The sequence below is a fragment of the Aureliella helgolandensis genome, from assembly GCF_007752135.1.
In the GTDB taxonomy this organism is placed as follows: domain Bacteria; phylum Planctomycetota; class Planctomycetia; order Pirellulales; family Pirellulaceae; genus Aureliella; species Aureliella helgolandensis.
Map to the genome: position 1 here is coordinate 3,496,960 of NZ_CP036298.1, position 26,386 is coordinate 3,523,345.

Consider the following 26,386-nt stretch of genomic DNA (forward strand, 5'->3'; position numbering starts at 1 on the left):
CTTAGATTTGGACTTTGTTTTGTAAGTTTTTCAAATACAGGTAAGCCAGTCCCGCCAGCACGGCTCCGAGGAATGCAAACGCGATAGCGGTTTTAATCCTGGAGAGTAGGCCGCCATTTGGTTTTATGGGGAGCAATTTCCCATCGTCGTTTGGCTTTCGATTCAACAGGCCGCAATCGTCGGAATCTTCGGGAGCGTCGGGGCCATCTTCCACAATCGAGTCGATAACGTCGCTGTCGGTCTGTCCGCTCGCGTCGTTGCTCGCTAGGTGGTTGGCCGGGTGCAAGGGGCTTGCCGGGTTTAGCGGGTTCAGCGGGCTGGCTGGGTTCGCTGCGTCGAGTAGGTCGAAGCTAGCCACTGCCAGCAACTCGCCATTGAGTCCGCAGGGTACTTGCTTGACTGTCGCCACTTCCTGGGCGTAGTCCGGTAGCATTTCGTAGCTCTTGGGCATTGCTCCTCGCATCGCGGACAATAGAAACGGGGTCGATTGGCCTAGGCCTTCGCCACCGCCTCCCCATGTGAGCAATCCAACAACGCGCGGGCCGTCGTCGGTGTGGTCGATCACACTGGAACCGCTCCGGCCTCCGATCGCTTCCGGCAGCCATTGAAGCACCTGGCCTTCCGATCGCGTCAAGCTGAGCACTTGCATACTAGGCCACTCGCAGCGCGGGCAACCGTAGGTGGTGACGGGTGCGCCTTTCTGCGGGTATCGGTCAGCTAGTGGGATCGGATCGACTTTGGCCGCGAATTCGGCGTTGCATTTCAGGAGGGCAAAATCGACCGACAAGCCGCGGCCATAGCCGGCGGCGATAATCGCGCCGTTTCCCTTTTCGCTGGTTCCGTCTGGGTTCCACCGCTGGAGACTTACAACCCGGCCGCGCTGTGTGCCGGCTACGTGTGCATTGGTCAACACTAGGGCATTGCCGAGCGAGTCGCGGCCGACCACGGTTCCTGATCCGCAAACACCCGATACAGTAACTCGGACCGTCGCGGAGATAAGGCGGTCCATTCGATTACCGGCGGCCGCTTCGTTTCGGCCGCTTGCTCCTGTGATGTCGACGGGCTCCCATAGCTTCTCAAGAATCAATTCGTGCTGTGAGCATGGGACGTCGACCAGGCTACGGCCGGGGCCGGCGGGCGTGCTGTAGGCGGGTTGCGCTCGAATGGTCGGTTGTGCCTGGCAGTCGGGACCGGTGCAAATGGTCGCGGTTTCGGCCTGGCAGTTGGGACCGGTGCAAACGCTCGGGGCATGTGCTGCTGCTTTGGCTTGTGCTTTGGCTGCAAGCCGGGGGAATAGTTGGGCCTCGGCCGGAGCGGGGCAACTGAGAAGCGCTAGCACTGCCAGCGCGGCGAACATCGGTCGCATTGTGTGAATCCTTCACAGTGAGAAATAGAAACTTAGGCCGTCGCGGCCGTCGATCTTTTGCGATAGGATCGCGCCTCGCACAATAGGCAACAATTGCCGTTGTACAGTTGCCGGCAGAGTGGGCAACGCTTGGTCGCTTTGCGTTTCGCGTGGCGGTATGCGCTCCCTCTCGACACTCCGAGGGCGTCGACAATTTCTAGGAAGGTTTTCCCGTTGCGGCGTAGCTCTCTAATCCGCTCGCTCTGTTCGCTGCTCAGTCGGGGCTTTAATCTCCGCGTGGCGTCCGTGCCATGTTTAGCGATCCATCGCTGCGCGGTTGTTTTGGATATCCCGATTCGGGCGCCTGCCACTTCGAAGGTTGCGCCCGATTCAATTAGCGATTTGAGGAGGGGGAGGTAGCTTGGCAATTCTGCGGCTTTCGTGGCGTCCGATACTATCGACGTTAGAAGCTCGCAGTTTAGCCCGCCGCGTTCCATTTCCCGCTATTTGTGCGCGTTTTCCGTTTTGGTTCGCTCAGTAAACTATTCCTACTGCCGCGCATTCGGCGCGTATTTCCTCCTCTGTTAGTCCGCGTTTCCTACCATTGAGAACGATTCGAGAACGGTCGAAAAGTTCGCGTTTTTGGCCGTCGGTCAATGCGTCGCCGCGCCCGGTTCTGATTGGTTTGGGGCTTTCCGCTGGGTCAGGCTCGGGCGTGCTTTGCCCGGTTAGCCAACGGTATAGCCAGCCCGCTGTTGGAGTTCTTCCGGTGTAGCCTGGTTGGTTTCGCCGGCGGTAAGTCTCCGTGAGTTCGTGGGCTTGATCGAGTGACAATCCGCGGCTTTGTGCTGTCTGTGCAGCTCGTCGCGCTCCGGCGTCACTCAATCCACAATCAATCAAATCACTCACCACCACTTCCCAGGTTCTCGCGTCCGTTTGGGGTTCGGCTCGTTGGTCAGGCTCTGGAGTGGTGGTGGTTTTCTTTTGTGGTTTTCCTTTGTGGTGTTCATCGGTCACAGTGACCGATTGCCCGGTCAGGATGGCCGATTGCCCGGTCAGGATGGCCGATTGCTCGGCGGGAATGTCCGATTGGTGGCGGGCACTTTCGCGGGGCAATGTTTCGGGGTTGGCGTCGCGTAGGAATGCTTCCCAGGCAGCGCGGCGTGCTGGTTGCAATAGCTGAAGCTCGGTCCACACAATGCGGTAGTGATTGGTTCCGCTCCGGCCTTTCTTAACGTCCACAATCAGCAGGCTTAGCGCCTGTAGGGCTTCGGTCGCTCGCTGGATGGTTTTCGGGCTTAACTTCGTTTTGGTTCCTATCTTTTGCTGTGAGGGCCAGGCGACCGCGTTTTTGCCCAGGTGGTCATTGATCGCGTTCAACACGGCCGCCATTGCGGCGGCCGATACCGCGGAACCGTCGCGGGCGCATGCTTTCGGCAGCTGTGCTTCTGTGATCCATTCGCGGCGTTCCGCCCACGTCCAGTCCATTTCGGTTTGCATCCTTGCGGCTCCTTTCTAAAAGAGGGTCGGTTGTGCGTTGGTCTTGGCGTCGCGTCGTGGTGCCGGCTCGGGCGACAACTTTAGCCATCCTGAGCGGTCCCATACAACGACCGGCTTTCCAGTTGGCGACTTGTTCGGCATGACTGCTAGGCCCCAGGGGCTGTTCGGTCGCACTTCGTGCGGTGGTAGGAAACGGCCGACGGTTAACACTCGTGCGCGTCCTGAGCGTTCAACCTCGGCCACTAGGGCGGCGGCTTGTTCGAATGTCATAGAACCGCCTCGTAGAACTTGGAGGATAGAGGGACATTAACCACTAGCCGGAGTAGCCGGCGGGCTTTTGCCAATTGCTCCCGATAGGCCAGCAGTGTTCGCCGCTGCTTGTCTTGAATCTGTGCGGCGAATGGGGAGCGGTAGAAGTCGTCCAGCGAATCGAATTTTGCCAGCAGGATTTGCGCGGCCTTCGGTCCAATCCCATCGCAGCCGGCTATTCCGTCGGATTTGTCACCGGTCAAGGCGCGATAGTCCACCCACTGATGCGGTTCAACTCCGAATTTGATTTTCAATTGCTTGGCGGTCAGTACGTCATAGCTTAGGGTTAGCGGCGTCGGTCGCTTTACCGCGGTGGCTTGGGATACTTGGCCGGCGACCAGGCATTGGTGCAAGTCTTTATCGTTGGAGTAGATTAGCGCCTGTTCGCCTTCATCGACGGCCGCGGCCGCGATGGTTGCGACGATATCGTCGGCCTCATAGCCTGGGCATTCGTACGACTCAAACCCGATAGCTTGGGCCTCGGCTTTCACTTGATCTAGTCCCGCGTTGAAGCCGGCCGGCTTTTCTACGCGGCCGGCTTTGTATCCGGCGAATAGCTCGTGCCTAAAGCTCGGCGCGTCCCAGCAGACGACCGCGCGTGTGGCTTGCATGTTCTTCCGCACATCTTCAAGCCGTCTGAGTGTTGCCAGCGCGGCGCCGTCGGGATTGACGAAAGCGTCTCGGGCGTAGCAGTTGTTTCCGTCGACAATTAGCCAGGTCATTCGCACGACTCCTAGGGGTTTGTTTCTTCGGTCTCGATCCAGGTAAATTCGTCCGCTGGTTTCTCTTCGATTTCGGCTAGGCATTTCGCGCAGGAGGTCGCGCGGTGTCCGAAGTGTTTCCAATGGGCGACAAGCTGAACACCTTTCACTAGGTGGTCGGCTGGTTGCTCGTTGCATACTTCGCAAATGGCGTCGGTTTCGATTTCGAAGGTTCGCATTGTGCGTACGTTCCACGGTCAACGGTCTAAACGACGTTTCAAACTTGGTAGGTATGAACTTTGTGTAAACTTCATACCTGCAAAATCGGATTTTCTAATCCCGCGGCTATGGTGGCTCGTCGCTTTGGTGTCTGGAGTCGCGGCGGTGAGAATGCGGCGCCCGTCCTCTCGATCCGATCCGCTGGCCGGCGGATAGGGTACGCGAGTAGGCGCGCCGCCCGGTGTCTACTAGGTGTAGAGTGTTAGCGACAGTTGCGCGGCTTCTTGCTTGCGAATGTAGACTTCGGTGGTTCTGAGGCTCTTGTGACCTAGCAAAGTTTGAACTGCGCGAATATCTAGATTGGCGTCGGCTTTGACGGCTCGCATTGCTTCCTGGCAGGCGGTGTCCCTGAAGGAATGCGACGAACAACGAAAGCCATGCAGCTCGCCAAGTTTGTTGGCAACGTCCCGATTGAAGACATCGGTGGACATCGTCCGGCCTTCTTGGTTCGGGAGTAGGTATTGGCTGTCTTGCATTTTCTTGAACTGTCGGCGCCAGTGTGGCGAGTTCTTCGGGTGGATTGCGGCGGCGCCTAGCGCAGCGTGCCAGGACATCGTGCAAGCGACTAGATAGGGGTCGATTCGAACGGAGTGGACTGCGCCGCGTTTGGAGCGGTGAATGTCGATTGTGTCGCCATTCACATCCGTAAGCCTCGCGTTTGCAATCTCGTTGAACCGTCCGGCCATCGCGGTCAGCCATAGGATAGCCAGAGCGTTTCGCCGGGCGATAATTGAACCGCTGCCCCATTTGGGCAATACTTCGTTCGGCTTTGGTTTCGATTGGCAAAAGTAGCCGGCCCAGGCCATGTCCCAAACATCTAGAAAGAATCGTTGGCGTTTCGCTTCGGGTATCGGTAGCGATGCTTTGCGTACTCGCTTTGTTTCCGTCATGGTTCATCGTGCCCCCTTTAGTGTTTCGAGCATCGCTAGGCCTTCGTTATCCAAAGTTCCGCGGTTCGGCCGTTGCTTTGGTTGCGTGCGTCTCGGTTCGATATCCGCCAGCCGCGGTATAGGTCGCGAATTAGCGGGGCGTCTCCGTATCGGATTACAACGGCCGCTTTGCGAAAGCGTGCCAATTGTTCGGCTAGCTCGGCGTGGTCTTCGAGTCTGAAGGAATGGAGGTAATTGTCTCCGGCTCCAACCCAGGGAGCGTCGCAATAAATACCGCAGGTCGCCGAGTCTTTCACCTTTGGCAAGAGGTCGCGGAAACATACGGATTCAAACTCGCAGCGTTTGAAATGCTGCGCCCATGTGTCAAGGTCGGCCGCAACGGAAACCAGGCGGCTCGCGTTGTTTCCTCCGGTGGCGTCGCGGCGGATTGATGGCATGGTTACCTTACCTTTCGTGCCGCCCTTCCCTTTTCGTGGAATCCAGCACTTCACCCAATAGGCCCAGGCGTGGAAAGCTTCGCTATATGGCTTTGTGGTCGATTCGTGGAAATGGTCGAGCATCCCCACTGCAAGGCGTATTTCGTCGGGGTGGCTGAGTGTCATTGCGCAGCGGTCGAAAAGTTCCGTCTGCGCTGCTTGTCCGTGTAGCCCCTTTACCACCCGATAGAAATTGATTGCGTGGTGGTTCAAATCGTTGGCGACAATTCCGCGGACGGTCAGGTGGGGTAGGATCGACAGGCCGCCGGCGAATGGGATGGTAACGTGTCTGCATCCGTTTAACTTCGCTGCCAGCTCGGCGGCGACTTCCGAGTCGCTTCCAAAATAGGAAAGGGCGGATTTAGTCGCTAACTTTTTGGAATCCGTTCGCATTGTTTCACTCGTCGAAAAGTTCGGTTTGATTTCGGCCGGCCAGGGCAATGTCTAGCGCGGTCGTTAGTGTTTTGATTTGTCGGCGCCGCTCCACTGCGGTAAGGTCCGCGACTTTCCGACGGTCCAACGCTCGGATTTTTTCGACGGTTTCAACAATGGCTTTGAGCGTCTTGGTTTCGTGGCTGGTGGCCTTGCCTTCGATGCGGCTTCCAAGCTCTCGGATTAGCGGAATTGCAAATTTTCGCGCCCACTCGGGCGTCCGGTCCATGTGGGCCGTCGCCTCGCACGACTCCGCTAGTTTGGTCAGCTCTTTGTCTGCTAGCCAGGCGGCGGACTCTCTTACAATCACTTCCGCCTGGAGCGTCCAGAATGTTTTGGTGCTCACTTTGTTTGCTCGCTGTATTTCACTATCCCCGGCGCCACGATTGGCGCCGGGGTTCCTTCCCGGTGCCACAATTGGCGCCCGGGTGCTTCCGCTGTTCGCCGGTCCCTCGCTCGGCGTCCAGCGTCCACAATAGGCCGGGCGGGAGTCGAACCCGCGCCACTGGTTGGGAGTCTAGGGGAGTACGTTTCTTCGAATTCTGCCTTTCGGCTAGGATCGCGCCTCCCCGCCCAGTGCTCTAACCTCTAAGCTACCGGCCCCCAATTGCTAGGCCGGCACGGGCTTGTCTTCTGGTCCCTGCAATCCCTCGGCTACCGGTCCGTGTTCGAAGTTCGGCACCTCCATTACCGGTGCCTCTCCGATTACCTTTAGCCGGGCTATGTCGATCCAATAGCAGTTGTTTAGCTTTCCGTCTTCATCGACTTTCGGCCGAATCAATACCTGGATACAGCCGTACAAGTCGAAGCAAACAGAGGTCGCCACTCCCTGGAGTTCGGTTACTTTGTCCTCGCATTTGAAGCCGAGAATTTTTAGGTGTTTTGCAATCATCCAATCCATCCATTCGAAAAAAAAACAACCCGGCGCCCACGTTGGGCGCCGGGCTCACTGGGGGGCTCGTGCGAATCCCCCCAGGACCGCTTCGGAAACAACCCGGCGCCCGAAGTGGACGCCGGGTCTCGCATAGCGGGGCCAGTCCTACCGGGGCTTGCGCTTAGTCGGCGGTCTCCCCCGGCTCTACCGCTCAGCAAACCTAGGACGCGTGAACACATCACGCATAGGCCCCTAACAGGTGTTTCTAGGTCGCCACCGTCTCCCCGCGTTTCTTCGTGATGTCACCGCCGGCTCGTTTGATCGCGTCGAACACTTCGCGACGATGGACGGCCGTGTTCTTCGGGGCTCTGATCCCTAGGCGGACTTTGTCGCCGCGAATGTCAACAACGACAATTTCTATTTGCTCGTCGCCGATTACGATTATTTGGTCGACGTGTCGGGATAAAACTAGCATCTTCAAAACTCCGTTTCTGAGTGGGTACGGGGGACGGTTAGTCTTTCGCGGTCAGCTCGGCGACAATCTCCGGCGGTAACGCGTTGTAAAGATTCCAATAGGTTTGGCAGTCCAGACAGGTCTGGCACTGGGTAAGATTTGAGAAGTGCAGCAGAGACTCCCAACGCACGATAAACGGATTTATCAGAAAGTAGCCGCGGCTATCGCAGTCGGGGCAGCCTCGCAGCTTGACAATTTCCGCACCTTGCGCGAGTGGCTCGGGGTGCTCTGCGCGGCCTCGCCTGATTTTCGTCGCGTCCATGGCTCAGGCGTCCGACGGTCTCACGTTGGTATATTCGTAGGACTCGAAGACGGGGTCGTTCTTCGCGTGCATTTCGAGGTCGCTTTCCAAATGCTCTTTGTCGTCCCACCAACCTTCCACCCAATGGCTCATTCGCCGGCGGCGATGGATGCGAACCCATGCGTGGTAGGGGGCCGCTTTCACATCTGCCAAGTCGACCGCGCCGGCGACTCCGGCTAGGCGCAGCATTGGCCGGCCATTGATCGCGAAGGCGCCGCCTATGGTCGTCGTGCGAACGGGCGTTTTGCCGAATTGGTAGATTACGCGCGTTGCGTCGGGGTTCCCTTTGTTCCATTGCTCGATCGCGTCCAGGGCGGCCGCTTCGTTGTTCATGGTCGCGGTATTCATTGGCTCAACTCCCCGTCGGTGTCGATCCACGCGACGATCGACCACCATTGCGGGCAAGTCGCGCACCATGTTTCCCCGTTTTGGCGAACTTCGCCGCGGACGTTCGCGAGTTCGGCGATTTGCTCGGGGGTTAGCCATCGTCCTTTGGTTTCGCCTCGCTGGAGAGCATAGGCGCGGACGATTGGCAGCGAAGAAAGGGGAACGGTTCCCAATGGCTCGATTGTTTCGGCCGTTTGCATGGCTGGAATCCCTGCGATAGGCGTTGATTGAATCGCGGGAACAACACGGCAGGGGCGCCAAGCTCAAACCAACTCGACGGCCCCCGCCGTGATTCCAGCGAAGTAAACACGCCCAACTATCCGCAGTACAGCGCAACAGATAGAGGGGCGCGAATTCGTCCAATCAATTGAAACACTCGCAAGATTGCCGCGATGGTATCCTACCGCGGCACGAGCACGACTCGCAAAAGTTAGAAGCTCGGCGGGCGTTCATTGACTGAACGGGGCCGAGTATGGGGTATACTCCATATCTGGTCAATATGGAGTGTGGAGAAAACTCCAGAATTATTCAGCTGTAGTTGTAAGCCTTCTTCCGATGGCGCGCACTAGCCGCGAGATGTACTCGAAACTGGGGGCATATTTGTATTTGTCGTTGAGAAAGCGGTATAGAAAGTCACGAGGTACTCCACTACGTTCCGCCAGTGCGGTAATACTTTCGCCATTGCTTCGCAGAAACTCATTAATCTCGTCGCGAATGTCATTGATTTCGGTTTCGTTCGTAACGGTTGCCATGTCTATCATGCTCCCAATAGTATCAGGGCCCAAGGCGTTGTCGAGCTCTTTATCATTCGCTGCATTAAGATGAATTTGCTTTCCTAATTTCGCGACGTTTTTCCAATGGCTATGCTTGGTTCCTGGTGTTGCTCCAAACTGAAATAGGTCGCATCCCATAGTGTTCAAATCGCTTAGCTTTGATTCGAGCTACGGGGCGGTTAGCGAATGAATTGCGACCACTTCGAGAGGTTGGAAGCAGTTGGGCCTCATCCTTTTCACTTCTGTTGGCTGATCCACATCTGGTCCTCTACTGAGAATTTTTCAATCTTCTCGTTGAATACTTTCCCGTCGAATCTCTTTATGGTGACCATGCCGCTGTCCACGCGAACCAACCTCCCCATAATCCACAGCGCATTTTTTGCATCATGAAATTGTTGAGGTTCGTAAACACTTGGACGAATGACTTTCGACTTCTGTGGAGTGATTGGAAGTTCTTCTGCGCGGAGCCCCCGAACGATTGCGGTTCCAAGTTTGTTCAGCAGCTCTACTTCTTGAATCCCCAGAATGTGACCGAGAACCGACGTTACCAAGTAAAGAATAATTCCCCATTTCAGTACTTCAGTTGGCTTTGATTTTTCCTCTAGCCCGTCGAAGCCTTCCTTCAACTTTTCCAATTCAGCCTTGATCGTCTTGCCCAAACCGGGCGCTATCTCATCCGATTTAGCGCTTATTTCTTCGAAAGAAAAGCCTTCGGCGATTGCCATATCCGCAAGACGCCCAAGCCTTTGCTTTTGCATTATCGAGAGAACGAAATTCCTAGCTTGCTCAATACCGTCTAGGAGCCCTGAATAGCCGAGGTCCATTAGATCTGCCACACCGTCGCAACCAGGCCGAGGGCACGATTGCTTGTTGTGTTGGAAGTAGACGTGGTCGCCATTTAAAATTGGCAGGAATGACTCAAACAGGAGGCCGCATCGACTGCATAAGGCAGGAACTTGCACGAGAGGAAACCTCCTTCTAACCGTGGCGTCATCGACCTACGAAGGCCCAAATCGGCTTAATACCGAAAAGTTAGTTGCAAAAAGCCGTGCACAAACTAGGGTCGTAAGCGGAGCTAGCAGAACGGGCGTGAACGCAAAAGAAGTGCTCGAAAGCCTACAGTAGAGTGCACCGGCACTTTAAGCCGTGTGCACTCTACTGTGTGAAGTGACCCCTATGGGACTCGAACCCATGTTGCCGCCGTGAAAGGGCGGTGTCCTAGACCGCTAGACGAAGGGGCCATGTGCGGTGCTGTGAGCGTTCCCGCTCGCGATTTGAATTTTTTATCAGCACGCGGCTGAATGGTCAAGTCGCGAAAGGGACTTCGACCAAGATTCTTTTTCGCGGAGCAGTTGAACAATCTCGATAGACCACTTTTCGGCCATCGAACCGCTGTAGTTGAATCCAATTGCCTCAGACCGTAACAAAAAAAAATGTTACAATTACGGAGGTTGGTCAACAACAAGAGCCCGAACCAACACTGCTTAGAAAAGCAGCTAAGGCACGGGCTCAAGTAGGCGTCAAAATATTGACGCGAACTTCGTTGCAAAAAGCAACTCAGTTCGCTCTAATCATTAGTGTTGGTTGTCGCACCGTTTGGAGAATCGTCTTGCTGACTACGCAAAATCGCATCGTAGACCTCACGTCGATGCACGGGCACTTCGCGAGGTGCTTCCACCCCCAGACGTACCTTGTCTCCGCGAATTTCCACAACGACAATGGTGATGTCGTTATTAATAACGATGCTCTCGTTTTTCTTTCGAGAAAGTACTAACATCGGACCCTTCCTTTGGTTAATTGGCCCTGGGCCGAATCCTATCTGGGATGCTCGGCGTGCACATTGCAGGTAACCTGCGGTTCTACAGCCAGAATACAATTCATGACTTACTACATTCACTCTACGCACAATGTAGGCCAAGTCAAGAAATGCAAGCCCATTGCCGTGCCTTTTTGTGCATTTTTATTCCCGCCGATCCAAAAGTGTGCCTAATAGACACCCTACCCTCTATAATTGGTTCAGTCCAACTTGCAGTCTTTGACCATTGATTACCAATTCAAACACGAATTTTCGCGCTCTGCTAAGTTCTAAAAATGCTTCTGTGCAGTGGTTTGTACAGTTCTTTATTCACTTCGCGTTAATCGGGTGCTTGGCTTCGGAGATGGCTCCTGCGGTCAATGAGTCGCACTATCTGACCAAGGCCAAACATGCTTGGGATGCCAATTATGCTCCCGGCGACCTGTTCCTCGAGTCGCACGACTCCCATCTGCTCGCAACCACATTGGCGGGCGTACCTGCCCAATTTCTTTCTCTCGATAGTGTTGCTTGGCTAGGGCGTGCGCTCAGTTGGTCCCTGTTTGCAGCCGCTTGGATCTCCTTTTCTGCGGCGCTGCGTATCCCAGCATTTTTTAGTCCGTTGGTGTTGGCTACCTGGTATCTGGGGATGCGGTACGGACATTGGGCGGGAGAGTGGGCCATTGGCGGCTTTGAAGCGAAGGCGATTGCCTACCCTTTCGTGCTGTTTGGGATCGCGGAAATGTTGCGCGAGCGTTGGGGACGCGTTTGGGTTTTGCTGGGTGCGGCGGTGGCTTGGCATCCGGTTGTAGGCGGGTGGGCAGGTTTAAGCGTCGGGATCTGGTGGTTGCTCCAGCCCAATCTGCTGCCGCGATTCGCGCGCCAGTGGCCTTGGTTGCTGGTCGGGGCAGGCGTGGGGTTGATCGGAGTTCTACCGGCAGCCAGCGGGCTGGGCGGGGCGAACCAAGAGGGAAATGTACTCGCGTCCCAAATTCACGTCTATTTTCGCCTGACGCATCATCTGTGTCCCCAGTTGTTCTCGAGTGAACGGCACTGGGCCGCTGCTGGCTCGTTGCTGATCCTTTGCATTGCTACTTGGGTGGGGCGCTGGCGGTTAAAGGAGATGCTGAGGGAGCAGCGGGAAGCCTCAGCAGGCCAGTGGCAACTGGTCGGTAAGATCTTGCAGATTGCCTGGATCGCGGTTGGTTTCTCCGTGTTAGGGCTGGTGATTGATCAGGTTTGCTTGCGATTGGGACGTCCCGATATCGCATCACGCCTGTTGCGGTTCTATTTTTTCCGCTGGTCCGACGTGGCGGTGCCTTTGGCCTACACCGTTGTGGGCTGGACTGCTGTCTCGCAAGCCGTTGCCGCGATCGGCGGCCCGCTGCAGACGCAGGGGCGATACCGGGCCAAGTACAGCGAGCGAATTGCCCAAGGTGCCATTTTGGGCAGTCTGTTGATCGTGGTGTTTTTTGCCTTCGAGGGGTGGCAGCAAACAATTCCGGCAGCGGACCGATTGGTCGTCGAATCGACCGGGGAGCAGCGGATTGATACCGATCGCTATATCGACTGGCTGGCTGCCTGCGATTGGATCGAGCACAATACCCCCAGCGATTCTCTGTGGTTCACTCCTAAGTATCAGCAGTCTTTTAAATGGCACGCGGGACGGGCTGAAGTCGTGTGTTGGAAGGATGTTCCTCAAGACAACGCCTCGGTGCACGAATGGTATCGCCGCATCGAGCGATGCGAACCGCCGCGAAACGCAATGGGGCAGGTGCGAGAGTGGACGACGGAGGAGTTGCTTGACTTGGCTCGTGAATATGGATTCCGCTGGGTGCTTCTCGATCGCACGACACAGCAGACTCCACCAGTCCTCGATTTTGTCTATCCTGCATTTTCCAATGGAAACTATGTGGAGAACCGCTCCTTCGCCGTGATGCGGGTGCCCGAGAGTTTCGTGGAGAGTGATTGAGCTCGGGGGGAGTCTTCTGAGGCTCGGTCACGTGTGGCTCGATCACGTGTGGTTCGAGCTGGTTGCTTGTTGGGCAAATGGTCCTTGATCGGCGGGAGGCTGAGATCAACTGGAAAAGTTGTCGCTCATTCCAAGCTGGTTCATCTTGCGGTAAAGGTTGGAGCGGTGCATGCCCAGTTGTTTGGCGGATTGGGCTAGATTGCCGGCCGCCGCTTCAACATGTCTCTGGATATACTGGCGCTGGAAGACGGAGGTCGCGTCCGCCAATGTCATGTTGGTCGGGATGCTGGCGACATCCCCGGATGATGCCGGGGAGAGTACGAAGGCTAGGTCGGTTTCCTCGACCACAGGTCCGCTGGTGAGGTAGGCCACCCGCTCCATGAGGTTCCGCAGTTCTCGAACATTTCCAGGCCAAGAGTGGAGTTTCAAGCGTCGTTGTGCCGCGCTGGACAGTGAGGGAGGTGGCCGTCCAATTTGATGTCCGAACTGCTGCAGGAAAAATTCGGCCAGGGTGATGACATCATCGCCTCGTTCACGCAGCGGAGGCATCTGCAGCGTGACGACGTTCAGGCGGAAGTACAGGTCTTCCCGGAATCGCTTTTCGCGAACTAGTTTGACAAGATCTTGGTTCGTGGCGGCTACCACGCGGACATCGGTCTGAATCGATTGGGAACCTCCGACGCGCACTACGACCTTGTCCTCCAGAACCCGCAGGAGTTTGGCTTGTCCCCCCTGGCTCATTTCACCAATTTCGTCGAGCAGGAGCGTGCCGCCGCTAGCTGCCTCAAACTTCCCCGCGCGCTCCGAAATTGCGTCGGTAAAGGCTCCCTTTTCATGCCCAAACAACTCGCTTTCCAGTAGAGTTTCGGCGATCGCGGCGCAATTCACGGCAATGAAAGGTTGATCCTGCCGACCGCTTTGCAAGTGCATGCTGCGGGCGACGACTTCTTTACCTGTTCCATTTTCTCCTAAAATCAAGACCGAGAGCTCTGTGGGGGCGACGCGAGCGATCGTATCACGCAAAGCTCCGATCTGAGGGCAATTTCCAACCAATTGGAGCGTGTCGGAAGCACTTTTGACCAAGCGATCCCGGGTTTGGATTAAGGATGCAATGTGTTGTGTGTTTTCCACGGCGGTAGCCGCATGCCTGGCCAATTCCACTAAGAAACGCTCGTCATCGGACGAAAATCTGCCCGAACGATGGTTGAGTACTTCAAATACGCCAAGTGGCCGCTGCTTGCGATCGAGCAAGGGCACCGCCACGAGTGAGCGGGTCGCATATCCGAGTTGTTTGCCAACTTGCGCATTGATGGTGTCGGGGGAGCCGGAGGAGTCATCCCAGCGCTGTGGCTGCAACGTCCGCAGGACTTCGCCCGCCACTCCCTGATCATCTTGGATGCGCAGCGGCTGATCCTCTTCAACTCCCATGGCTGGATGACCAACCAGTTGCTTCTTGCCCTGATCCCACAGGAAGATGCTAGCGCGATCACCCCGCAGCACTCTGGCTGCAGCTTGAGCCATGCTATTGAGCAACTCGGTTAAGTCTTGCTTTTGCTGCCAGTCAGCGGAAAGCTGGAGCATGGTTTGCAATTGCTCTACGCGAGTAGCCAATTGCGAGTGTTCTGCGCAAATGAGCAATCCACTACGTAACATTTGAGCCAGCGATTCCGCAGTATCAGATTCGATCGCCCTGGCTGGGTGGATGAGCAGCACTTCAGGGAGGCCGCTACGATTCGAAATCGGTACTGCCAACCAGTTCTCGGCGCTCAGCACGCATGCTTGGTCGGCAGCGGTGGCCGCCAACTCCATGGGAAGCTGCGTAAGCGAGCTTGCCAAGCCGGCTACTCCCCAATGGTCGCCTTGCTGGTGTACCCAAGCGGCGCGGGCTTCGTTGAGCCACGCCGTAACGCTGGCCAGTGCACTGACACGGAATTCATCCGCCGATTGGCAGCGTGCAATCGCGGCTAGGATTTCACTGGCAATGGCACAGCCTGAGAACTCACCGTTACTCATCGAAACACCAGGGATTGAATACGCGGTTGGATGCCAAGTGCGACGGGGTTACGTGTCGGAGGATCCCACCGACTTTAGAGCGGGAGGGGCTGCAAAAAACCGGTTGAGCGTCTCCTCCTTGGGGGGCTTGGTCAAAAGCGACACTACCACCATGGTTACCATGGAGCACAAGAAAATGGTCACCACTGGCATTGTCTCGTAAGTATTCCCACCGAGATGGATATCGACGGTGTAGTTCTGGTTCTTTCCGAATCCCGACTGCCAGAACAGGTAGACCCAAGTCGTGATGGCGGCCAAGATTCCTGCGACAGCTCCCGTGGTCGTGAGGCGTCGCCAGTAGAGAGCGGCAAACACCAAGGGGAACAGCGCGGAGAACCCGCTGAAACACCAGACTCCCAGGGAAAATACACTGCGTGGGGCAGTCAGGCTCAGCAGGTAGGTCAGGGCGACAATAGCGATGATAAAGGCTCTTGTGATCAAGATCTGTTGCCGGTCGGTGAAACGCTCTTCTCCGAAGTAGTGGGAGATGAGGTCGTTTTCGAACATGGTTCCCAGGCACAAAAACTGACTGTCGAGTGAGGACATGATGGCGGCAAGAATGCCGGCTGTCAGCAGGCCACCGAGTAGAGCTCCGGTTTGAGTCTTTACCAGGAACGGCAAGATGGCGTTGGGATTGACCACGTCGCTACCGGGGAATTTGGGGAGGGCTGGTACTGCGGGGACCAGCGAGGTTGTAGCCCAGACGCCAATCAGCACGCAGGGTGCCCAGACGATCATGATGAAGATTGGGTGAGCCACCACGGGCAATTTGAAACTAGCGGCACTCTTCGCGGTCAGCCAATGCTGGAATAAGTGAGGGAACATTCCCACCGAGAGCGGCACGAAGAGGTAGGTCAAAAATTTCGTCTTCGACATCTCCGTTCGCGTTAATTTCTCATAACTGACTGAAGAAGAGGCCGTTCGCAGGTTTTCCCAAAAGCTCTCTCCGCCTCCTAGCCGGTTGGCAATTACGACAAAGGTTACGAGGCCCAGAGCCATAAACACCACGGTTTGAAACGCGTTGGCCCAAGCTGTTCCTCGCATTCCACCAAAAAACACGTAGACCAATACGACACAGCAGATGACAAGTGATCCTAGATAGGGAGGAATACCTCCGCTGGTCGCTTTACTGTTGGTCTGGAAGATGTCAGAGAAGGCCCCGCTGGTCATATTCTGAATGACCGTTCCTGAGGAGATAACTCCAATCAGCAGGTAGGGAATGACGAGTCCGACCAAGATGGGGAACAGTAGTAATCCGATGCGGTCGCTATCCAGTCGATCTCGAAAGAACTGAATCTGTGTGGAGTAGCCGTACTTGCGGCCAAACGTCCACAGTTTGACGCCAATTACGAAGAAGCACAGGGAATGTACGATTCCGCTGGAGGAGGCCAACAAACCATAGACACCGATGCCTTCGCTGAACGCTTCGCCCGTCGAGCCAACTAGGGCGAAGGCCGTCATCGTTGTTCCAAACATGGACATCAACAGCAGGAAGGGGCCGATCGAGTGGCTGGCAAGCAAGTAATCTTTCTTGGTGCCGGTAAACATTTGGCTCGCGAACAACCCTAGGCTCAGTAAGAGCAGCAGGTAAATCACGATTACAATTAACTCAGTCACTGTGCGGCTCCTTGGTCGTGCTTGCTGTCTGCTGCAGTTTGCGATGCCTTAGGCGGGCTGGCGGTGCGAGGCGGGCTGACGTGGTAGTCTTCAGCGGCCAATTCTTCGGGCCAAGCAATCAGTGTGGCTAGAAACCAAGTCGCTGCTGCCGCCATCGAAAGACAGACGTGGTAGAACAAGCCAATTGGCATAAAACCAAAGACTAGCGAGTCGTCGTCCCAAAGCCAATTGTCTTGATGAAGTACTAGCAGTAGCACGACTAAGCCACTGATTACCATCATCCCGGATGAATTTTTTCGCATTGAGTTCGCCTTAACTAATTGCACTTGGCAAGCATGCGGCTCCAAGTCCCGAGCCCTTCCCGGCTGGGCGTTCACGTTACCGCGAGCCGCACAGCCAGGGCCAGTGTAGCGACTGGCGCACCGTTTTGACAGCAGGCGGTCGATTGCGGCGGGAGGTGTGTGAGTCGCGTTCTCCGATGTCCCTACTTCTGCGTCTGTCTAGACTCGCGAGGCCTGCGCTTGACGGTAGCACTCTTCCATTCGCGATTGGACCAGTTGCAACATAGCAGTGTCATCCAGCTCCGAAAATTCTGCAACGTGAATAGCGGGGCCAACAGCCACTCGGAGCGGGTAGCGCAGTGGACGGGAGCTGCCACGCGGCAATGCTTCGAAGGCACCCGTGATGGCCACTGGAATGAGTGGGACGCCGCTACGTCTAGCAACCGACAGAAAGCCTGGCTTGAGCGGCGCGATATTCCCATCGGGAGTGCGCGTCCCTTCGGGAAAAATCAATACTTTCTTGCCGCGACGGAGACGAAGTAGAGTTTCTTTTAATCCCGCCAGCCCACTGCGATCACGATCCAATTCAATAGCGTCTAGCAAGCTAATGACAGTTCCAAAGATGCGGTTCTTGAAGAGGGAGCGGCGAGCCAGATAGTTTAAGCGTTCGTTGAAAGTAACCCCGATCAGAACGGGATCCAAATGACTTTGGTGCGTGCTGAGGATGAGGGCGCCCCCTTCCACTTCAGTGTTCGATCGGCCGACACACCTCAGGTCGAATACGAAGACACACACCAAGCGGGAGGTTAGCCGGACCGTATGATAGAAAGCTGTCTTAACATGGTCGTAGGCCGTGAGCCGCGCTGGTGGTTTTCCAGGCTTCGCAGATTTGGTCTTTTCCATTCCGGCTGTTTTCATAGATGGGGCTCGCTCGGGTCCAGTCGTTGGAAACCGACTTAGGGCTTGGTACTGCTAAACTTCGCGGAAAGATTCTGTCCGAGGCGGGCCTGGACGAGCCGCTCAAGCTTGTCGACCACTTGGTGCATGGAGATTCCGTCCGTGCTGATTTCAACGGCATCCGGGGCTTTGATCAAGGCTCCCACGGGGCGGGAGTAGTCGGCGAGGTCTCTTGCGTTTTGCTGATCCAGGACGGACTGCAAGTCGGCATCGATCCCGCGTTGGGCTAAATCTGCGACGCGCCGGCGGGCTCGCTCCTCGGGGCTAGCTACCAAGAACACTTTGCAGCGAGAATCCTGGAAGACCACGCTGCCTTGATCGCGTCCCTCGGTAACAACCCGCTTGCCGCTGGCCCAACGCCGCTGGAGATCGCTCAAGATTTCTCGTACCAGGATATTGTCTGCCACACCGCCAATGGCTTGAGAGACTTCAGGGGTGCGGATTGCATCCGACACATCCTCGCCGTTCATTCGCACTACAGAACCGCTCAATTCGATCTGCAGATCTGACGCGAGCTGCTGAAGTGCGTTTGTTTCACTGGGGGTGATCGGGACGCGTAGCATCGCCAGCGTTACGCAGCGATACATGGCGCCGGTGTCGAGGAATTCAAATCCAAGCCGGTCCGCTAGCAGCTTGGCCACCGTGCTCTTGCCCGCTCCAGCAGGGCCGTCAATGGCAACAACAGTTGTTGGCCGAGTGGGTGGCAAGCTATGGTGGGTAGGCATAGGGACGACTCTTCTACGGTAATAAGATCCAGGCAACAACAAGCTTTGTGGGGGCAGGGATTTACTGGCCCTCAGCTTGGGGCGGCTCTACCAGGGTGGTGCACTACAATGGGGCAGTAATTCTACCTCGTGCAAGGTTCGTAAGGCTTCCTCGCAAATTGATTTTCGCGTTGGCGTGGCACTAGCCCGACTAGCTTCCTGCTGCATGCCCAGCTTGCACGTTCCTCAAAAAATGACGTTCCGGTGGCTTAAAGTCGGGTCGCGCACGGGGCTAAATGATCTCGTCGAACCGCAAGTTGTTCGGCACGCAAGCTGTTAGAGCTTGAGGGCCCCACGGGTACGGCCCGTGCCACACAAGCAGGTATCCTGAAAATCCATGCATCCCGAAAATCGAAACTAGAAGAAGCTCTAGCTACGTGAATTGGCCTGTTCCGACGCGTAGCCGAGACCACCGCCCACCAACAGCCCACCTAAGTGGCAAAGGTCGGCATAATGCCAATTGGGCACCGCACCTGAAAGCCCCACCAAGATCATCCCCACGGCGAGGATTACAAATGGGGTTGGAATGCGTATCGCAAACCTTGGGTTCAGCGTTGACCGAATCCAGACATATCCGAGAAAGCCATAGACGACACCTGAGATCCCCACGAAGTTAGGATTGCCATGCCATGAAGGTGGGGCCAGTCCTTGGAGGAGATTGGGAATAATCGCCAGCAACAGGACGAAAATTGCGAATTTGGGAGTTCCCATTAACCTTTCGAGAACTCGGCCAAACACGAATAGACCAAACAGGTTGAGTGCTAAGTGCATGGGGTCGCCATGCATGAAGATAGGGGTAATGATGCGCCAGATCTCACCCTTCTCAATGCTCGCTGCCGGATTGCCTTGGCTCTCGATAGCGTCTTGCGGATCCACGAAAGAGAGCTGGTTCTTAGTGGCAACTCCCCATTCGTTGCTTGGGGCGGGGTTGGAAAAAGAGCTGAGCACGCTGATGAAGATGCATAGTAAAATCAGTGTGAGTGTTAGTGGCGGAGTGCGGCCGCCTCGGCCCATCATCGGAGAGCGTGGGCTGGGATCGATCCGATGTACGTTCTTTGCCGCTTGCTGGCGTTTCTTCTGCTTCTCGGCCATCAACTGGCTTGCTTTGGCCACCGCCGAAGCGTACTTCGCGTCAAGCGGGTTTTGTTGGAAGTGCGCCAGTTCGGCGCTGGCGAAATCGAGTCGATCCTCATCGCGGACCCAGATCTCCCAATGGTCATCAGCGGGCTGGCCAAGCGTTTCAATATGCGTGGCGACACCTTGAGTAAGCAGGTGCGCGACAAACCGCTCTGCTGGCTTACGACCCTGAATTTCACCTAAACAACGCATATTTCGCCAATCACCAAACTATCTGAAACTTGCTGCACGCCAAACATCATACCGCATGCATCTCGAAAGCGCGAGACCCCGTACGATTGATTGAGCCTCTGAGGCTGACATTGCGGCCCGCAAAAATCGATTGCATTCCAGTGGTGGAATTTGGAAGATCGAGCGTCTGTCGCTGGAGGCAATCCCTGGCAGGTTCCCGAACCGAGGCCGGGCTAGTTCTCGGAGAAGCGGGGAGGGAAGTCGTCCTCGGGAAAGGACGCTGAGCCGTCAGATGGGGCCTTGATCTTCTGTTCGAGGCAGCGAATCAGCAGGCGGCAGCGGACGTCTACATTCGCCTCCGATAGCAGTTGCTGTTTTATGGGCAGCGGTAAGTTGAGGGCGTAGGCGATGGTGTCGGTCAGGATTCCGAGGGGTAGCTGTTTGCCAATCAATTGTTTGAAACTCTCCTGTGCAGCTAGGCCTTCTGGGACGAAGTGCGCGAACAACTCTTGCACCCTGTCGACTAGGCCCGGCCGCTCAGCCTCTCCCTCGCTGGGGTAAAGATCCTCCAACAGGTCGACTTGGGCTTCCCGATAAGGGCGAGCCGGTGTGAGTTCACGGATGATGGTGGCGCGTTTCATGCCGACCAGCAAGATGTTGTGGCGGCCATCCTCGGTGGGCGTGTGGGAGATAACCTTACCGATGCACACAATCTCCTCCAAGGTCGGGCTGTTGAGGTAGCTCGACTCCCATCCAGCTCGAAAAAGAGCCATGGCAATGAGACCGTCTTGCTCAAGTGCGGCGGTCAACATATCGCAGTATCGCGGCTCGAAAATGTGCAGCGGTTGTACGACGTGCGGGAAGAGGACTAAGTTCGGAAGCGGAAAAAGCTTTACCCTGCCGCTGAAGTCTTCCGGCCAGGCTGCTGCGTTGGGGAGACTGGTCATGCATTGCTCGTGAACTGAGGATCGTTTAAAGAACTACAGATCCATTCCGTAGTAGTATTAGTGTATCGGATTGGCGAGGGCCAACTTAGCTGCGATTGCAGGCTTGCGTTGCATCAACCAGGTCCAGGCTGGCAAAGGGGTGGGCTGGTGTCGGTAATCCGCATGAAGCTGGGAAGGGGGCTGGAGGTGGAAGGCTGGGCTTGAACGCAAATCAGGCAGCGCGTCCAACTAGGCTTGCATCACTGAATGTCGTATAACAAAAGGTACGGTAGACGCCGGAATCTTAACGCCTTCTTCCTTGATCCACGCCTTGCAGGGCGGTTGGTCGCTGCAGGATCCAGACGCTAATTTTCAGGCCGCGTGCCTCTGGTTGCGACTCGCCCGCAATATTACCAATCTTAGTTTACCTCTCCTTGATCCGAGCCTGTCGCATGATTCTTACTGGTGCAGAAATCCAGCAGCGTATTGGTACCGACATTCATATCAGTCCTTTCGAGGAGTCACAGCTCAATCCCAATAGTTACAACCTACGCTTGCACAACGAGTTGTTGGTGTATGAGGAAGTTGTGCTAGATTTGAAGGTTCCCAACCGCTACCGGCGTTTAGAAATTCCTGCGTCCGGATTGGTCCTTAGTCCAAACCAGGTCTACCTAGCTCGGACTGTGGAGCATACCGAAACCCACAACTTGGTACCGATGATTGAGGGACGCTCTTCCGTGGGACGCTTGGGGCTGTTTGTGCATGTGACAGCTGGTTTTGGGGATGTGGGGTTCAAGGGGTATTGGACGCTAGAGATGTTTGCTGTCCAGCCGATTCGGATCTACCCGGGCGTGGAAATCTGCCAGATTTTCTATCACACCCTGGAAGGGGCAGTCGCGGAGTACAGTTCGCGCAAGTATCAAAACAATACGGACATCCAACCCAGTTTTCTGTATCAGGAATTCGGACACAGCGATGAAGATTCGCAGTTGAAATTCGATTTCCCCCCTACGCCCTGAGCGTTCCACGTTGAAGTGATTTCCGTTGGAGACTCTGGTCACTGAATCAGAGTCGCTCTTCCGAGGTTGCTAATAGGACTGCGAAATCAGCCACCGATTGCACCTTGAGCTTGGAGAAAGCGGAATGTCGCCTTCGGTCCAGCGTGCGAGCGCTGATCGCGAGTTCATAGCTGATTGACTTGTTGGGGGAGCCTCGCGCGGATAACTTCATGATGGCGAGCTCTTCTTCAGTCAGCGCCCCGATGGCTTTGCGGGCCGCATTGATGCGTTGCCGCTTGCTAAATATCTGCTGACTGCATTCGATTCCGCGTTCGACCTGCACGACGAGCTGCTGCGCCTTGAAAGGCTTCTCGAGTAGCATGATGGCTCCCTGCGACATGATGCGAATGGCGCGAGGCACGTCTGCATGACCAGAGATAACGATGATGGCCATGCTGCTTTCGCGATCGAGTAGGGCTTGCTGAAGCTCGATGCCAGACATCCCTGGCATTTCCAGGTCGGTGACGACGCAGCCCACATCTTCCGGCTGGATGGTGCTCAGTAGATCTGTGGCCGACGTAAACGATTCTGCGTTCAGTCCGTGGGCCTCCAGTAACTTTGCCACCACAGGTAGGACATTCGGATCGTCATCAACCAGGAGGATTCGAGGTTTCTTCATGTTCGCGATTAGCAGTCGTGGGGTGTTGATGTTGCGTTTGTGGGCCCCATGGGGCGAGTCCAGTGGCTGCAGAATTACCGCCATGGGCAGTTGTGTCTAGTACTGGTGGAGGGGGGCGGTGCGGACTGCCGCCTGGGCGCTGTTCCCGCCCCCTAACCTCGATTCTAGCTAGTAAAGTTCGGGGCTGCAGTGGCGGCAATTCTCGGCACGGCAGATTCATCCTACTTTGGCGGATGTTCGCCAGTCGAAAATGAGAAATGTATGCGATAATCAGTGCCATGGCGGAAGCGCAACCGTCACTGAGAGTTCTTAGGGGCAAAACTAGAGCTCTCGTGGAGGTCATCTCACTGTGCACGGTGAGATGACCCCTTTTTTTGCGCTCCTATTGCGTATTCCGATGTTCAATGCACTCCAGTCTCAACCCGCAAGCTGGAGGGACGCCCCCTGCTGCCAGCCATCGCCAGCAGACTCTTAGCGTGCCTGTCGTCCTGCTGCTATTCCATCTAAACTATAGTACATGTACTTCGTGGAATAGGATTTGTGTACCGAGATTCGGATAGCTCCCAATGGCTAGTAGCGAACGACTTCAGCGACGTGGAATGCCTGAACTCCCGGAAACCAGGAGTGGTTTACGCAGTCTGCCGGCTTGGGCGATTTCGCTAATATTCCATTGCACGCTGGTCGTGACACTCGGGGCGCTGTGGACGGCCGGACCACGCGGAACGGGGGAATCAAGAGATCGTCCCGTGGGGGTCGCCATGGTCTACGAGGCGGCCGGCGGCGAGGCGTACCGACTTACTGAGTCGAGTGGCAATTCTAGCGCAGCCGCAAGTTCACCAGCTACTGCTGTCGTTGAAAGCAGTCTGCCCGATAGCGTTGGTGACGTCTTCAGTTCGGCCGAACAATCATTGCTCGCCGGGCTTCTCCCGGGTGACTCCTCCGCTGCTGGAAACGCCGCGGCGGCGGCCGGTGGAATCGGGCTTGCCGACGGCGGCGGTGCCATCGGCGGTAGTCGCAACGCTCCTAAAACTAAAACAACAGTCTTTGGAATTGAGGGAGAAGGCTCTCGGTTTGTCTATGTCTTCGATCGTTCCGCGAGTATGAATGGCGGCGGAGGCGCTCCATTGGCGGCAGCTAAAAGAGAGCTCTCTGCCAGTATCGAATCGTTGGGCGAGGCTCAGCAGTTTCAGATCATTTTCTACAATGAAACGCCGCTCCCCTTCGGTGGTTTAACCAGCCAAGGGCCGCAGATTTTGCGCGGCGTCGACGCTTCGAAACGAGAGGCTTTGCGTTTTGTCCGCAACATTGTTGCCGAGGGTAGCACGCAGCACATCGATGCATTGCGAATGGCGTTGGCGATGGGGCCCGATGTCGTGTTCTTTCTTACCGATGCCGACCTGCCAGCCCTTTCCGTAAGGCAGATTTCCGACTTGCAAACGAGAGCAAGTCGTTCAGGCGCTGCGATTCACACCATTCAATTCGGCTCCGGTGGGAAATCCTCTGCAGGCGGTTGGATTGAGGTTTTGGCGCTGGGTACTGGCGGGCAGTACCGTTACGTCGATATCAGTAAGCTGTAGGTACCTGGGGCAAAGTCGTGACGCGTCTCGTTTGAGGGGGGGCAGGGCACGCTGGGCTCGGTGGTGCGAGGGGGCCGCTGGGCCGCTGGGCCGCTGGATCGCGTCGCTGGAGTGGTTTCAGTACTGTTGTTCTTGCTCCGGGCCGAGTCTTGCGTGAGGCAGCGGGCGCGTGTTCGTCGAGGCTTCGCGCCAAAGCGGGATGGATGAAGCGGGATGGATGAAGCGGGATGGATGAGCCGGACGCTTGAGGCAAGCTAAGCGTCAGGTGTTGTCGTGCGCTTCGGTTCCAATTTTGCCGCCGATGAAGTGTGGGCTGGCGTGGATGTGGGCTTGGGGTGCCGACAGATTACCGCGTGCGTTGGTCCATAAAAAAACACCGCCCCAATTGCAGGGCGGTGTTTCTTAAATGTGAACAGTAGGACTAGCCGCGATTACTCTTGGCTAGGTGCTGTTTCGTCGTCGGTTGCGGGAGGAGTTTCAGCGGCTGGTTCTTCAGCAACTGGTTCTTCCACTGCGGGCGCTTCGGCTGCAACTGGAGCGATGAGAGGTCCATCCGATCCCAGACCTCCCTTTAGGTCTTGGGAAGGAGCTTTGGCTTCAGCGATTTGCTGCTGGCGAGCTTCTTCGCGCGCAGCTGCTTCCTCTTGCTCTTCGGCCCAATCTACCCGTTTGCGGGAGAGACCAATCTTTCGCTCGTCGGAATCGACTCGCAGTACCTTGACTTCGAGTTCATCGCCGACCTTCACCAACTCTTCTGGATTCTCGACTTTGTCGTCCGAGAGCTCAGAGATGTGGAGTAGGCCTTCGAGTCCATCTTCAAGTCCAATGAAGACACCGAAGTTGGTGATCTTGGTGACTTTCCCCTTGACCAGTTGGCCAGGTTGGTACTTCTCGGGAATGGTGGTCGCCCATGGATCGTCGTCGAGTTGCTTGAGTCCAAGTGCGATACGGCGACGGTCTTGGTCGACCGACAGAACGCGGCACTTGATTTCTTGTCCCTTCTCGACCACTTCACTGGGGTGGCTAACCTTGCGCGTCCACGACATGTCGGAGACGTGCAGCAGTCCGTCGATACCCTGTTCCAACTCGATGAACGCACCGTAGTTGGTGAGGTTGCGGACCTTGCCGTTGACCGAACTGCCTTCTGGGTACTTGTCGAGGACTTCGTCCCAGGGGTTGGACATCGTTTGCTTCATACCCAAGGAGAGTTGTTGACCGGCTGGATCAACTCCGAGGATCTTCACATCGATTTCATCACCGGTTTGCACCAATTCGTTCGGGTGATTAATGCGGCGTGTCCAGGACATTTCGCTGATGTGTACCAAGCCTTCGATGCCTGGTTCGAGTTTGACGAACGCACCGTAGCTCATCACGTTGACAACTTCGCCCTTGACGGTCGTGCCAACTGGATACTTCTCTTCGATGTTGTCCCAAGGATTGTTTTGCTTTTGCTTCAATCCCAGGGCGATTTTTTGCTTTTCGCGATCGATTGCGAGAACCTTGACTTCGATTTCTTGGTCGATCGAAACCATTTCGGATGGGTGTCCGATACGTTCCCAGCTCATGTCGGTGATGTGCAGCAAGCCATCGATGCCGCCCAGGTCCACGAACGCACCGAAGTCGGCGATGTTCTTGACGATACCGTTGCGTAGCTGTCCGACTTCGAGTTCGCCGAGCAGGTGCTCGCGATCTTCCTCGCGCTGCTTCTCGATGAGCGACCGTCGGCTGACGACGATATTGCGGCGTGTTTCATCGATCTTGAGGACTTCGCACTGAACGACGCGACCGATGTAATCGGCGATATCGTTGGGGCGACGGATGTCGACTTGGCTAGCTGGCAAGAAGACATTGACTCCAATGTCGACCAGCAGACCGCCCTTGATCTTGCGAGTTACTGTACCGGTGACGACTTGGCCCTCGCTGACCTCGGCCATCATCTTTTCCCACTCCAGGATCTTTTCCGCTTTGCGTTTGCTCAGCGAGATCATGCCGTGGATATCATTTGCTGGGCCGAGCGCGTCTTCCATCTCTTCGATCAAAACCTTAACGGTTTGACCGACGGCTGGAGGCTCTTCTGTCTCGTCCCACTCATCTACATTGATTGCACCTTCGCTCTTGAAGCCAACGTCGATAACGACATAGTCACCATTGACTTCAACGATTTTTCCATCCACGATCTGGTTGACATCGAAGAGATCGTTCAGGCCCTCCAGGCCTTCAAGGATCATGTCATCAAAATCGTCTTCCGGCAGCAGAATTTCAATCTGCGTTGCCATGGAGTCATCTTCTAGAGAGCGAATAAGGTTGCGATTGACCATTCTTGACCTAAGAAATCCTCTCTCATCAATCACTTCCAACACTTCTAGGAATGCAGTGACGTTCGCCTTCAGAGTGCTGAGCAACGGAAGCGGATCGAGGAGGAACCCAAAAAAGAGAAAAAGTTTCTATTTCACCGCGAGCAGCTGGCACCATGCCTAACCTCTAATCTTCAGCGGTGACGTATTCCGCAAATCTAACACCAGTGGTGATTTGCGGCAATATCACCCGGGGCGGGTAAGTCGCAAAATGGCCATTTTCATGATGGGGTGATTCCTCCAGACAGCATCTTCGCGATGTGATGCGTAAGCGTTACACTTTGAGGCCAGCAGAAAAGCGGCGGAGCGCCGCAGGCAGGATTGGCGG

At 55.9% G+C, this 26,386-nt stretch carries 28 protein-coding genes and 2 tRNA genes; 3 read left to right on the top strand and 27 right to left on the bottom strand.

From position 1 onward, the window contains the following. Position 1: 1 nt before the first annotated feature. From Q31a_RS12460 to csrA, 18 genes are all read right to left on the bottom strand, one after another. Positions 2-1,366, bottom strand: a complete 1,365-nt coding sequence (locus Q31a_RS12460; protein ID WP_145078033.1) for a trypsin-like serine peptidase — start codon at positions 1,364-1,366, stop codon at positions 2-4. 513 nt (positions 1,367-1,879) lie between these two features. After that, on the bottom strand, positions 1,880-2,845 hold the full coding sequence (locus Q31a_RS12465; protein ID WP_145078035.1) for a helix-turn-helix domain-containing protein: 966 nt from the start codon (positions 2,843-2,845) through the stop codon (positions 1,880-1,882). Between the two features lie 15 nt (positions 2,846-2,860). Beyond that, the gene (locus Q31a_RS12470; RefSeq protein ID WP_145078037.1) at positions 2,861-3,115 is read right to left on the bottom strand and encodes a hypothetical protein; all 255 of its coding nucleotides are present in this window, start codon (positions 3,113-3,115) and stop codon (positions 2,861-2,863) included. Beyond that, positions 3,112-3,876, bottom strand: coding sequence for a 5'-3' exonuclease (locus Q31a_RS12475; RefSeq protein WP_197356780.1), 765 nt, complete (start codon positions 3,874-3,876; stop codon positions 3,112-3,114). Before Q31a_RS12475 ends, Q31a_RS12470 begins: the two co-directional genes overlap by 4 nt. 11 nt (positions 3,877-3,887) lie before the next feature. After that, positions 3,888-4,094: a hypothetical protein gene (locus Q31a_RS30165; protein ID WP_197356781.1), complete on the bottom strand. Its 207-nt coding sequence runs from the start codon at positions 4,092-4,094 to the stop codon at positions 3,888-3,890. A 228-nt stretch (positions 4,095-4,322) separates the two neighbouring features. Then, positions 4,323-5,024 (bottom strand): tyrosine-type recombinase/integrase, encoded by a 702-nt coding sequence (locus Q31a_RS12480; RefSeq protein ID WP_145078041.1) that lies wholly within the window; start codon positions 5,022-5,024, stop codon positions 4,323-4,325. A gap of 35 nt (positions 5,025-5,059) precedes the next feature. Then, positions 5,060-5,893 (bottom strand): hypothetical protein, encoded by an 834-nt coding sequence (locus Q31a_RS12485; RefSeq protein ID WP_145078044.1) that lies wholly within the window; start codon positions 5,891-5,893, stop codon positions 5,060-5,062. Positions 5,894-5,897: 4 nt separating this feature from the next. Then, positions 5,898-6,278 (bottom strand): hypothetical protein, encoded by a 381-nt coding sequence (locus Q31a_RS12490; RefSeq protein ID WP_145078046.1) that lies wholly within the window; start codon positions 6,276-6,278, stop codon positions 5,898-5,900. A gap of 130 nt (positions 6,279-6,408) precedes the next feature. Continuing rightward, a tRNA-OTHER gene (locus tag Q31a_RS30170) sits at positions 6,409-6,535 on the bottom strand. 7 nt (positions 6,536-6,542) lie between these two features. Then, the gene (locus tag Q31a_RS12495) at positions 6,543-6,824 is read right to left on the bottom strand and encodes a hypothetical protein (protein WP_145078048.1); all 282 of its coding nucleotides are present in this window, start codon (positions 6,822-6,824) and stop codon (positions 6,543-6,545) included. Positions 6,825-7,071: 247 nt separating this feature from the next. Next, positions 7,072-7,281, bottom strand: a complete 210-nt coding sequence (locus tag Q31a_RS12500; RefSeq protein ID WP_145078050.1) for a carbon storage regulator — start codon at positions 7,279-7,281, stop codon at positions 7,072-7,074. A 37-nt stretch (positions 7,282-7,318) separates the two neighbouring features. Further along, positions 7,319-7,582 carry a hypothetical protein gene (locus Q31a_RS12505; protein WP_145078052.1) on the bottom strand — a complete coding sequence of 88 codons (264 nt, stop codon included), beginning with the start codon at positions 7,580-7,582 and terminating at the stop codon, positions 7,319-7,321. Positions 7,583-7,585: 3 nt separating this feature from the next. Continuing rightward, complete coding sequence (locus tag Q31a_RS12510; RefSeq protein ID WP_145078054.1) at positions 7,586-7,969, bottom strand: hypothetical protein; 384 nt, start codon at positions 7,967-7,969, stop codon at positions 7,586-7,588. After that, on the bottom strand, positions 7,966-8,208 hold the full coding sequence (locus Q31a_RS12515) for a hypothetical protein (protein WP_145078056.1): 243 nt from the start codon (positions 8,206-8,208) through the stop codon (positions 7,966-7,968). Before Q31a_RS12515 ends, Q31a_RS12510 begins: the two co-directional genes overlap by 4 nt. A gap of 324 nt (positions 8,209-8,532) precedes the next feature. Then, positions 8,533-8,760: a helix-turn-helix domain-containing protein gene (locus Q31a_RS12520; protein WP_145078058.1), complete on the bottom strand. Its 228-nt coding sequence runs from the start codon at positions 8,758-8,760 to the stop codon at positions 8,533-8,535. 257 nt (positions 8,761-9,017) lie between these two features. After that, positions 9,018-9,743 (bottom strand): hypothetical protein, encoded by a 726-nt coding sequence (locus Q31a_RS12525; RefSeq protein ID WP_145078061.1) that lies wholly within the window; start codon positions 9,741-9,743, stop codon positions 9,018-9,020. 206 nt (positions 9,744-9,949) lie between these two features. Continuing rightward, positions 9,950-10,022, bottom strand: a tRNA-Glu gene (locus Q31a_RS12530). A gap of 326 nt (positions 10,023-10,348) precedes the next feature. Beyond that, complete coding sequence (gene csrA, locus Q31a_RS12535) at positions 10,349-10,558, bottom strand: carbon storage regulator CsrA (RefSeq protein WP_145078063.1); 210 nt, start codon at positions 10,556-10,558, stop codon at positions 10,349-10,351. A gap of 322 nt (positions 10,559-10,880) precedes the next feature. On the opposite strand from csrA, the gene Q31a_RS12540 reads away from it, so the two are divergent. Continuing rightward, positions 10,881-12,545, top strand: a complete 1,665-nt coding sequence (locus Q31a_RS12540; protein WP_145078066.1) for a DUF6798 domain-containing protein — start codon at positions 10,881-10,883, stop codon at positions 12,543-12,545. A gap of 105 nt (positions 12,546-12,650) precedes the next feature. Here the strand turns inward: Q31a_RS12540 and Q31a_RS12545 are convergent, their stop codons facing one another. The 7 genes from Q31a_RS12545 to Q31a_RS12575 all read right to left on the bottom strand — a co-directional run bounded on the left by Q31a_RS12545 (position 12,651) and on the right by Q31a_RS12575 (position 20,471). Further along, on the bottom strand, positions 12,651-14,558 hold the full coding sequence (locus Q31a_RS12545; protein ID WP_145078068.1) for a sigma-54-dependent Fis family transcriptional regulator: 1,908 nt from the start codon (positions 14,556-14,558) through the stop codon (positions 12,651-12,653). A 48-nt stretch (positions 14,559-14,606) separates the two neighbouring features. Continuing rightward, a complete protein-coding gene (locus tag Q31a_RS12550; protein ID WP_231691173.1) occupies positions 14,607-16,214 on the bottom strand; it encodes a sodium:solute symporter family protein in 1,608 nt (535 codons plus the stop codon). Then, positions 16,211-16,516 (bottom strand): DUF3311 domain-containing protein, encoded by a 306-nt coding sequence (locus tag Q31a_RS12555; protein WP_145078070.1) that lies wholly within the window; start codon positions 16,514-16,516, stop codon positions 16,211-16,213. The genes Q31a_RS12550 and Q31a_RS12555 overlap by 4 nt, the downstream gene beginning before the upstream one ends. Before the next feature lie 198 nt (positions 16,517-16,714). Continuing rightward, complete coding sequence (locus tag Q31a_RS12560; RefSeq protein WP_197356782.1) at positions 16,715-17,398, bottom strand: lysophospholipid acyltransferase family protein; 684 nt, start codon at positions 17,396-17,398, stop codon at positions 16,715-16,717. A gap of 53 nt (positions 17,399-17,451) precedes the next feature. Next, complete coding sequence (cmk, locus tag Q31a_RS12565) at positions 17,452-18,177, bottom strand: (d)CMP kinase (protein ID WP_145078074.1); 726 nt, start codon at positions 18,175-18,177, stop codon at positions 17,452-17,454. 408 nt (positions 18,178-18,585) lie between these two features. Further along, entirely contained in the window at positions 18,586-19,545 is a 960-nt protein-coding gene (locus tag Q31a_RS12570) for a rhomboid family intramembrane serine protease (RefSeq protein WP_145078076.1), read from the bottom strand. A 212-nt stretch (positions 19,546-19,757) separates the two neighbouring features. After that, entirely contained in the window at positions 19,758-20,471 is a 714-nt protein-coding gene (locus tag Q31a_RS12575; RefSeq protein WP_145078078.1) for an LON peptidase substrate-binding domain-containing protein, read from the bottom strand. 431 nt (positions 20,472-20,902) lie between these two features. Between Q31a_RS12575 and dcd the strand changes: the two genes are divergently transcribed. Further along, a complete protein-coding gene (gene dcd, locus Q31a_RS12580; protein ID WP_145078080.1) occupies positions 20,903-21,469 on the top strand; it encodes a dCTP deaminase in 567 nt (188 codons plus the stop codon). Between the two features lie 46 nt (positions 21,470-21,515). Here dcd and Q31a_RS12585 read toward each other — a convergent pair whose 3' ends face one another. Then, on the bottom strand, positions 21,516-22,127 hold the full coding sequence (locus Q31a_RS12585; RefSeq protein WP_231691174.1) for a response regulator transcription factor: 612 nt from the start codon (positions 22,125-22,127) through the stop codon (positions 21,516-21,518). Between the two features lie 566 nt (positions 22,128-22,693). Here Q31a_RS12585 and Q31a_RS12590 point away from each other — a divergent pair. After that, positions 22,694-23,704 carry a vWA domain-containing protein gene (locus Q31a_RS12590; protein ID WP_145078084.1) on the top strand — a complete coding sequence of 337 codons (1,011 nt, stop codon included), beginning with the start codon at positions 22,694-22,696 and terminating at the stop codon, positions 23,702-23,704. A 431-nt stretch (positions 23,705-24,135) separates the two neighbouring features. Here the strand turns inward: Q31a_RS12590 and Q31a_RS12595 are convergent, their stop codons facing one another. Further along, complete coding sequence (locus Q31a_RS12595) at positions 24,136-25,932, bottom strand: 30S ribosomal protein S1 (protein WP_391575331.1); 1,797 nt, start codon at positions 25,930-25,932, stop codon at positions 24,136-24,138. Positions 25,933-26,386: the final 454 nt, after the last annotated feature.

Coding starts and splice junctions, on each gene's coding strand:
- Q31a_RS12460 (WP_145078033.1), bottom strand. CDS start 1,366: ATGCGACCGATGTTCGCCGCGCTGGCAGTGCTAGCGCTTCTCAGTTGC.
- Q31a_RS12465 (WP_145078035.1), bottom strand. CDS start 2,845: ATGCAAACCGAAATGGACTGGACGTGGGCGGAACGCCGCGAATGGATC.
- Q31a_RS12470 (WP_145078037.1), bottom strand. CDS start 3,115: ATGACATTCGAACAAGCCGCCGCCCTAGTGGCCGAGGTTGAACGCTCA.
- Q31a_RS12475 (WP_197356780.1), bottom strand. CDS start 3,876: ATGACCTGGCTAATTGTCGACGGAAACAACTGCTACGCCCGAGACGCT.
- Q31a_RS30165 (WP_197356781.1), bottom strand. CDS start 4,094: ATGCGAACCTTCGAAATCGAAACCGACGCCATTTGCGAAGTATGCAAC.
- Q31a_RS12480 (WP_145078041.1), bottom strand. CDS start 5,024: ATGACGGAAACAAAGCGAGTACGCAAAGCATCGCTACCGATACCCGAA.
- Q31a_RS12485 (WP_145078044.1), bottom strand. CDS start 5,893: ATGCGAACGGATTCCAAAAAGTTAGCGACTAAATCCGCCCTTTCCTAT.
- Q31a_RS12495 (WP_145078048.1), bottom strand. CDS start 6,824: ATGATTGCAAAACACCTAAAAATTCTCGGCTTCAAATGCGAGGACAAA.
- Q31a_RS12500 (WP_145078050.1), bottom strand. CDS start 7,281: ATGCTAGTTTTATCCCGACACGTCGACCAAATAATCGTAATCGGCGAC.
- Q31a_RS12505 (WP_145078052.1), bottom strand. CDS start 7,582: ATGGACGCGACGAAAATCAGGCGAGGCCGCGCAGAGCACCCCGAGCCA.
- Q31a_RS12510 (WP_145078054.1), bottom strand. CDS start 7,969: ATGAATACCGCGACCATGAACAACGAAGCGGCCGCCCTGGACGCGATC.
- Q31a_RS12515 (WP_145078056.1), bottom strand. CDS start 8,208: ATGCAAACGGCCGAAACAATCGAGCCATTGGGAACCGTTCCCCTTTCT.
- Q31a_RS12520 (WP_145078058.1), bottom strand. CDS start 8,760: ATGGCAACCGTTACGAACGAAACCGAAATCAATGACATTCGCGACGAG.
- csrA (WP_145078063.1), bottom strand. CDS start 10,558: ATGTTAGTACTTTCTCGAAAGAAAAACGAGAGCATCGTTATTAATAAC.
- Q31a_RS12545 (WP_145078068.1), bottom strand. CDS start 14,558: ATGAGTAACGGTGAGTTCTCAGGCTGTGCCATTGCCAGTGAAATCCTA.
- Q31a_RS12555 (WP_145078070.1), bottom strand. CDS start 16,516: ATGCGAAAAAATTCATCCGGGATGATGGTAATCAGTGGCTTAGTCGTG.
- Q31a_RS12560 (WP_197356782.1), bottom strand. CDS start 17,398: ATGGAAAAGACCAAATCTGCGAAGCCTGGAAAACCACCAGCGCGGCTC.
- cmk (WP_145078074.1), bottom strand. CDS start 18,177: ATGCCTACCCACCATAGCTTGCCACCCACTCGGCCAACAACTGTTGTT.
- Q31a_RS12570 (WP_145078076.1), bottom strand. CDS start 19,545: ATGCGTTGTTTAGGTGAAATTCAGGGTCGTAAGCCAGCAGAGCGGTTT.
- Q31a_RS12575 (WP_145078078.1), bottom strand. CDS start 20,471: ATGACCAGTCTCCCCAACGCAGCAGCCTGGCCGGAAGACTTCAGCGGC.
- dcd (WP_145078080.1), top strand. CDS start 20,903: ATGATTCTTACTGGTGCAGAAATCCAGCAGCGTATTGGTACCGACATT.
- Q31a_RS12585 (WP_231691174.1), bottom strand. CDS start 22,127: ATGAAGAAACCTCGAATCCTCCTGGTTGATGACGATCCGAATGTCCTA.
- Q31a_RS12590 (WP_145078084.1), top strand. CDS start 22,694: ATGGCTAGTAGCGAACGACTTCAGCGACGTGGAATGCCTGAACTCCCG.
- Q31a_RS12595 (WP_391575331.1), bottom strand. CDS start 25,932: ATGATCCTTGAAGGCCTGGAGGGCCTGAACGATCTCTTCGATGTCAAC.